We start from the raw sequence: 7,288 nt of genomic DNA on the forward strand, positions 1-7,288 counted from the left end.
CGATTGACCCAACCGCAGAACCAGATAGGTTTTTCTGCAGGTGGAATGGTTTCCATAACAACAGCTTCAGCAGTATATGTTCCGCCAACAACAGAAATACTTAGAAAAATGGATACAAAAACATCTAAAAGAAGGCATAAAAGAAAAAAAAAGGTGTCGGCTGTCATAAGTGTTGACTTAGATGAGAATAAGTAGCCGTGGATTTTCAATCCACGTTCCATTACGGTGCTTAAAAATCGCCGACTACACTGAACTGTTCCTTGATGCTTAGGAAAATATAAAAATTATTCTACAATGCTTTAGCTTCAGCCTAATCGGTTTTAACCGAAACTAAAGTTTCGTAGAAGATTTTTTTGTAATTTGGAATTTGAGATTTGGAATTTGAATTTTGGGTTCTGTGTCAAAAGGTATGAAAAGTGACAGTCAAAGAGACAGGTTTTAAGGAAATTATAGCAAAAAATAAAAAAAGTTGCAATAGAAAAATGGGATAAGAACAAAAAAAATGACACCCGGGCAGAGTTCACCCGTAGGTTTGCTCTTTGATAATTGCGGTGTGATTAAAAGGATTTATTCAAGAAGAGTTGAAATGTCCGTCTGTGAGAAAGAGGAGTTTAATCCATTTCTGTATTGAGTTATCGTCGGCAGAGATATTTTTAATTGACAGCGGTGTTTCACCATTTAATGCCAGGTGCGGCTTGAAATAATTGTAATAGCAGAAGAAAAGTGTAGCGTGTGCGACAGTTGCCTCGTAATCTTTAAGGCCGTGATGTGATTTATAAGAATAGTGGAAGGTGGACCAGAATTTTTCAATCATATTTTTGAAGATTCTTCTCGGGTGTTCGCCTTCAAGTCCTACAATAACATCGTGCGAGAATTTAGTACCTAAAACAAGATTAGCACAGTAAATTGCTGATGGATAAAAAGGCGCACCGTCGGTAACTATTCTGCACTCAACAGATTTATCAACACACCTTGCAGAGATAAGTTGGAGCAAATTAAAAGCCGCGTTGCCATTGCGTTTTTTAGAGATAAAGAAGGCGAGAACTTCGCGTCTATCTGGCGAGAGAGCAGAGTAAAGGTAGTGAGCAACACCGAGCACAGAGATATAAGTTTCGTCAATAATAATTGTTTTTGGGAGCGTGATTTTAGAAGAAAAGAAAAACCTGTAAAGCAAAGTAGCGGCGGCATATTTCCAGTTATCAATTGTCTTGTGGGAAACATTTACAGAGAACATGTTTTTTAGCACATCACAAACAGAGGTAGAAGCGAGTGATATATTTATAGCGAAATAGATAGCGTTAGCGACGATGTGTAAAGGTGAGTGTGTTTTTGTAAGTTTTACTGATTCTGGGGTATTCTGAAAAGGCAGTTTATCACCGACGATAAAGAGTCGCCAGGTGTAGCGGTTTTTATATTTAATTTTGTGTTCGCATTGTGGGTTAATACATTTATACACGATAAAAAATGAGCGTTCTTTTTTCCAGGCAAGTGGTTTGTGGCAGAATGGACAAATTAGAGAGAGATATTTTTGGGTTCTGATTTTTTGTGTATCTTTTTGAACTTGTCTACCACATAGAGAACACATATAAGAAGAGCCGTTGGCGTAAACATATTGAATTGATGCAGAGTGTCGTCTTCAAGATTTAAGGAATTTTTGGCATAAATATATACTTCGTGTTGTCCATCAGATAGAGGATTTGTGGGTGTATATGAAACAAGGATTTCTTTTGCGTCTGTTGAAGGTGAAAAAGTGGGGGAAACAGAATTTCCGTCAATCTTTAAGACAATGGAATTTGCGAGAATGTTTGTCCCTGATTTGATTTTGACTTTTATATCGGGGGTAGCGTCGTTAATAATTGTATCCTTTGCAGGACTGAAATCTGAAAATAATGGAGGCAAAAAAATGATGAGAATTATTTTAGTTGGTTTGTTAAGTATTGTTTTTACTAACTCAATACCAGTTATTGCACAAGATAAAGAGGAATATATATCCAAGGTGATAATTGAAGGTAAGTGGGGAACAGGTGCAGGAGAATTTGGATATACAATGTGTGAAGGTTCAGCAGATTGGCCGAGAAGTTTTGTCGTAGACAATGAAGACAATGTTTTTATATTAGACCAATACAATAATAGAATACAAAAATTTAATAAGAATGGTGAGTATGAAAATTCAATTCCGATACAATCATATAAATTAGCAAGCAGGAAAGAGGTTGAAAAGTCTAAAAAAAGTTGGAATTATTTGGGTAATGATTTCCCTTCTATTCGCATAGAAGGAATTGAACTAATAGATGGGAATTTATATGCTTTTCAAAATAAAAGAATTGGTGGTAGTAAAAATTTTGAGGAAAAGATACTAAAATATAAAAACAATAAATTTGGTGAATTAAATTCTAATAATGAAATTAAAAAAATAAATGAACGAAGGCCTTCTTATAAGAACCGAAAGAATATTATGAGGAATCAATTAAAAGATAAAAGGAAATTCGGGGTTGAAATAGTAAATTATGGTAATACTAAAATTGAAGAACTTAAATATGATAATAGAATTGTAAAAAATATTTATTCTGATATAAAACTAAATTATTATATTTTAAGTAATGATGGAAAAATTAGAAAATATAATCAGAAAGAAGAAATTCTTTTTGAAATGAATTTAGATAATGGATGTTTTATATCGCCTAAAGGAAATATTTATACTTTAGAATTGTTTACGGATAAAAAAAAGGAACCCATACAAGGATTTAATTCTTATACTATTGACGATTATAATGGAATAAGAATAATAAAATGGAGTCAAAAATGATAACTAAAAAATATTTTTATGTAATTTTATTTTTGCTTTTCTTATCCGGTTTTGCTAATGCAAAAACCCGTAATCAAGTTGTTTCGGACGCCATATCCCTTTGTACAATTCAATCGTGGACTGCTACAAACAATCAATATACTTTTGATGAAGAAAATGGAATAATATTTATTAGTAGTTTTTCTACAGGTGTTGGCTATACATTGTGGCCTTATGTTTTCGGTGGAAAAGAGGAACAATCAACCACGAGAAGTCGTATTCTTGGTGCTACTTCACCCGGGGGTGAAAATAAATTTAATAAAACTTATTCTACTGAATGGTTATATGACAATGGATATAATCCAGCGGGTCATTTAGCAGGGATAGATTGTTCTGGGTTCGTTTGTAGAGCATTAGGATATATTTCTGACATATTAAATACAAATACAACAGTTTTAGCCAATAAATCAATACAAATCACCAGTACTGATATGAAACCGGGTGATTTACTAATTAAACCAGGAGTTCATGTGAGAGTAGTTACAAGTACAAGTCCACTTATTGTTGCCGAAGCCGCTTCTCCACCGGGGTATGCACTTACTACAAGTGCCAGTGTCGGAACTTATGGAGTCTATTCTCCATTTCTGATATTTTCAGATTTCAGTCCTGCAAAGGATACAATTATTAACGACGCTACCCCCGATATAAAAGTCAAAATCAAATCAGGGACAAACATTCTCGCAAATTCCATTGTCTTAAAGATTGACGGAAATTCTGTTTCCCCCACTTTTTCACCTTCGACAGACGCAAAAGAAATCCTTGTTTCATATACACCCACAAATCCTCTATCTGATGGACAACACGAAGTATATATTTATGCCAAAAATTCCTTAAATCTTGAAGACGACACTCTGCATCAATTTCCTCTACCAATGCCTTTATTTTCCGTCGTAGAGATAAAAACGACATTTTCCAAAAAGTGTCAGCCAAAACAGGAGTATTTAGATGTTTAACATTATTCATAAATCCTTTTTTTCGTCTATAAATTATATTATCCAAATTCATATTCCGTCGGTGATAGGGGGATACAATACCATTACCAGTACCAGAATAATTGATTACAGGGCAATTATGAGTGGTATGTTTAAGACAATCATCAGCAAATTTCATAAATTCAATACTTTCGGGGTTCGTGTGAGCAGAATTATCAGCATCAATATATTCAATTGTCATACTCATCACCCCCATTTACGCTCACTCACCACCAGTCGCCCCGCCAATTTCATCGGCGGGTCTTTGTGGTGGTATGTTCGCTTCGGCGTCGCTATCGCTTCGCCGTATGGCTCGTCTACGACGAGCAAAAGTAATAAAGGAATGAGTCAAGGTCTTCCCCCCGTTCTCAAAATTATTTCCACTGACTTTATTAAAAGATTTTTCGCAAATATTTTTTACAGATTTTCCGCAAAAGTTCATACCAATAACCTCTGTCTTTTTTCCTTTGGATGATGTCTATTATAAAATTTCCGTAACCCTTTCAATGTTACTTTTGAATATAACTGCGTCGTCTGTAATGAACCGTGTCCTAAAAATTCTTGTATATACCTTATGTCCATTCCGTTTTCCAATAAATGTGTCGCTATTGAGTGTCTTATTGTGTGTGCGGATATTGGTTTTGATATTCCGCTTACTCTTGCATATTTCCTAAATAAATCACACATCCCCTGCATCCAAAATGGTGTCCCTGAAAGTGTAAGAAAAACAGTGTCGTTGCTGTTTCCATTTTTTAGGAGTCGTGGTCGGATTACTCGCAGATATTCTTTCAGATACTCGGTGGCTATTTTGGTAAGTGGGAGCATTCTTTCTTTACCACCCTTTCCGTCCTTAATTATACAAATTTTTTTCTCTAAATCCAAGTCATTTATTTTCAGTTTTCTTAATTCTGTGTTTCTCATTCCTGTTGAGTAAAACAACTCAAAAATTGTTCTATCTCTAAAACCAATTATTGTGTCTGTTCTCGGGATTGAGAGAAATTTCTCTACTTCCTCTTGTGAGAGAATCGTTCTCGGTAATCCTTTTTTTATCGTTGGTATCTCCATATCTTTTGCTGGGTTGTAAAGTATTGTTAAATTCTTTGTCAACCACTCAAAGAAGTATTTTATTGGCTGTAATTTCGCTGCTATACTCTGCTCACTATATGGTTTATTGTTTTTTGGTTGTCTGTAATTTCTTATCTGTGTGTTATACTCGGTAATCATCCCACAACTCACATCCGCAATTTTATTTCTCTCTTTTTCCTCTAAAAATTTTTCAAAATGTTTTATTGCATAACCAGTATGCTCTATCGTATCAACAGAATAATTATTAAATCTTAAATGTTCCAAATATTTCTCTCTTAATTCTTCTATTTCTGTTTTATACTGTTGCATAGTTATATTTATCCTTGTTCCCCTTCGGGATTTTTATTTCATCAGAGAAAATTTTTACCTGTACTCTGTTTTTCTCTCTCGGATAATATTTTTTTAATAGTTCTCGCAGTTTCTCTTTTTCTATGTGAGTGTAAATCTGTGTTGTCTGTATTGTCTCGTGTCCTAAAAATGCCTGAACATATCTGACATCCATTCCACTCTCTAAAAGATGAGTGGCAACTGAATGCCTAAATGAATGACAGGGTGCTACTTGTTTTGTTATCCCAGCAAGTTTTAGATATTTTTTTATCATCGTGTCAATCCAACCCTGTGATATTAAACCACCATAAACAGTAATAAACAAAATCCCTTCTCCTGTCTTTGATTTCTGTTCCCAATTATTTCCAGAAGGTCTCGGACATTTTGCTAATTCTGGGCGTATCTTTTTTAAATATCTCTCAAGAAACCTGCAAGTTGGTGTATTAAGTAAAACATATCTGCTTTTTCCACCCTTGCCTTTATTTACTCTTAAAACTTTTTTATCCAAGTCAACATCACTTACTTTGAGTCGTATTAACTCACCTGCACGAATACCTGTTGAATACAAGACCTCTAAAATTGTCCTATCTCGGTAGCCGAGTGTGGTTCTTATCTGTGGCTGTTTCATTATCTTGTTTATCTCCTGTATTGTCATTATCCCTCTCGGCAAAGGTCTTCTGTCCTTCGGCATTTGCCAACCTTCTGTTATATCCCGGTAAATTAGTCCTTTCTTTAAGAGATAACGGAAAAAATTCCTCACTGCCATTAACCGAGTTAGTATCGTTGAAGGTGTCAGATTATTTTCCTTCTTTGTTTTATATCTTGTTAAATGTCCCTTGTAGTCCTCTAAATTTTCAAGATTCACTTTTTTTATCTCTGTTATCCCGTTTGCTTTTAAGAAATTTAAGAATATCCTGACCATCTGCTCTGTCTGTCTGACAGTAAAAGCACTGAAACCTTTTAACTGTAAGTGTTGCAGATAATACTCTTTTAATTGGGCAAGCGTGAAATCATCAGACATATTGATTTGCCTCTGTTATACCCGCCCCGTCTCTTATGCGTTTTTCTTGATTTTGCCCAACTTTCCAACTTTTCTCTGTTTTATCGTCGGAAACAACTTTTTCACCTTCACCCAACTTTAACCCAACCATACCCAACTTTTCCAACTTTTCTCTGTCTGTTAAGCCAAATAAGTGTTTTTTATTACCGTTGCCTTCATACTGCAACTCATAACGATACATCTTCCCACGCTCACTTTTAGAAATTAGAAGATATTGTAAGTCCTCTAATTGTTTTATGTGTGCCTTGACTTGATTATCACTCCAACCAGTGTATTCCCTAACATCACGACGATTAAACCTGAAATCTTTTTGACTAATTTCTTGTTCCTTGCATTTCTCATCTACCATTTGCTTGATGAGTTTTAATAACTCCTGACTGGGACGAGAAAGTTCATTTATACTCGTCCCGAATATTTCACTTATCAGTTTATTCGCTTCTTTTATGTCTTCTTTTTCTACTTCTATGTATTCAATTTCTTTTCCGTTGTGGTTAAAAACTTTTTTCTCACGCTGATACTGATAAAGAAAAGTAATTGCTTTTATCAGAGATAAATATTTTTCATGCTCTCGTCTCGTTTCTAATCTCTCCGTCGGAAAACTTAAATAAGGTGCATATGAATTTACTACTACTAATTTTTTAAGTAGTCGTTGTGCATTTTTATGGAGTGTTTTTATCTCTCTTATCTCTAATCCGTTTTTAACTCCTGACATTGTATCTTGTATGTTTTGGGTTTCCTGTATTTTTTCTGTCTGTTCCTTGCCTTCGTCAAGAGAAAGTGTAAAACACCGAGTAGCATTCTCGTAATTTATTGCTGGTTGGGTAGTAGAAAATAATAACGCTATTGGTCCCTCTACTTCATACTCTGCTGCCGTCATTTTACCTGTTATTGTGTCTTTCACCGGTGAAACAAGTTTAAGTTTTTTAGACGAGATAAGTTCTCGTATAGGATAATTACTCCCGAATAACCCCTCTTCTTCACCTGCAATTAAAAGTTTAT

General features: G+C 34.8%; 8 protein-coding genes. 3 read left to right on the forward strand and 5 right to left on the reverse strand.

From position 1 onward, the window contains the following. A partial coding sequence (locus AB1349_11980) for a hypothetical protein (protein ID MEW6558048.1) occupies window positions 1-195 on the forward strand: 195 nt, incomplete at its 5' end. 376 nt (window positions 196-571) lie between these two features. On the opposite strand, the gene AB1349_11985 is transcribed toward AB1349_11980, so the two are convergent. Next, window positions 572-1,585, reverse strand: coding sequence for a DDE-type integrase/transposase/recombinase (locus AB1349_11985; GenBank protein MEW6558049.1), 1,014 nt, complete (start codon window positions 1,583-1,585; stop codon window positions 572-574). Window positions 1,586-1,699: 114 nt separating this feature from the next. Between AB1349_11985 and AB1349_11990 the strand changes: the two genes are divergently transcribed. Continuing rightward, a complete protein-coding gene (locus AB1349_11990) occupies window positions 1,700-2,806 on the forward strand; it encodes a hypothetical protein (protein ID MEW6558050.1) in 1,107 nt (368 codons plus the stop codon). Further along, window positions 2,803-3,798: a hypothetical protein gene (locus AB1349_11995; GenBank protein MEW6558051.1), complete on the forward strand. Its 996-nt coding sequence runs from the start codon at window positions 2,803-2,805 to the stop codon at window positions 3,796-3,798. The genes AB1349_11990 and AB1349_11995 overlap by 4 nt, the downstream gene beginning before the upstream one ends. Before the next feature lie 241 nt (window positions 3,799-4,039). On the opposite strand, the gene AB1349_12000 is transcribed toward AB1349_11995, so the two are convergent. The 4 genes from AB1349_12000 to AB1349_12015 form a co-directional block, all read right to left on the reverse strand. After that, complete coding sequence (locus AB1349_12000) at window positions 4,040-4,258, reverse strand: hypothetical protein (GenBank protein ID MEW6558052.1); 219 nt, start codon at window positions 4,256-4,258, stop codon at window positions 4,040-4,042. After that, a complete protein-coding gene (locus tag AB1349_12005; protein ID MEW6558053.1) occupies window positions 4,255-5,211 on the reverse strand; it encodes a tyrosine-type recombinase/integrase in 957 nt (318 codons plus the stop codon). The genes AB1349_12000 and AB1349_12005 overlap by 4 nt, the downstream gene beginning before the upstream one ends. Next, window positions 5,198-6,250, reverse strand: coding sequence for a tyrosine-type recombinase/integrase (locus AB1349_12010; GenBank protein MEW6558054.1), 1,053 nt, complete (start codon window positions 6,248-6,250; stop codon window positions 5,198-5,200). The genes AB1349_12005 and AB1349_12010 overlap by 14 nt, the downstream gene beginning before the upstream one ends. Then, window positions 6,243-7,288, reverse strand: a 1,046-nt coding sequence (locus tag AB1349_12015) for a hypothetical protein (GenBank protein MEW6558055.1), incomplete at its 5' end; no start/stop codon positions are given. The genes AB1349_12015 and AB1349_12010, both read right to left, overlap by 8 nt.

The organism is Elusimicrobiota bacterium (assembly GCA_040757695.1).
Lineage (GTDB): Bacteria > Elusimicrobiota > UBA8919 > UBA8919 > UBA8919 > JBFLWK01.

Coding starts and splice junctions, on each gene's coding strand:
- AB1349_12005 (MEW6558053.1), bottom strand. CDS start 5,211: ATGCAACAGTATAAAACAGAAATAGAAGAATTAAGAGAGAAATATTTG.
- AB1349_11985 (MEW6558049.1), bottom strand. CDS start 1,585: ATGTGTTCTCTATGTGGTAGACAAGTTCAAAAAGATACACAAAAAATC.
- AB1349_12010 (MEW6558054.1), bottom strand. CDS start 6,250: ATGTCTGATGATTTCACGCTTGCCCAATTAAAAGAGTATTATCTGCAA.
- AB1349_11995 (MEW6558051.1), top strand. CDS start 2,803: ATGATAACTAAAAAATATTTTTATGTAATTTTATTTTTGCTTTTCTTA.
- AB1349_12000 (MEW6558052.1), bottom strand. CDS start 4,258: ATGAACTTTTGCGGAAAATCTGTAAAAAATATTTGCGAAAAATCTTTT.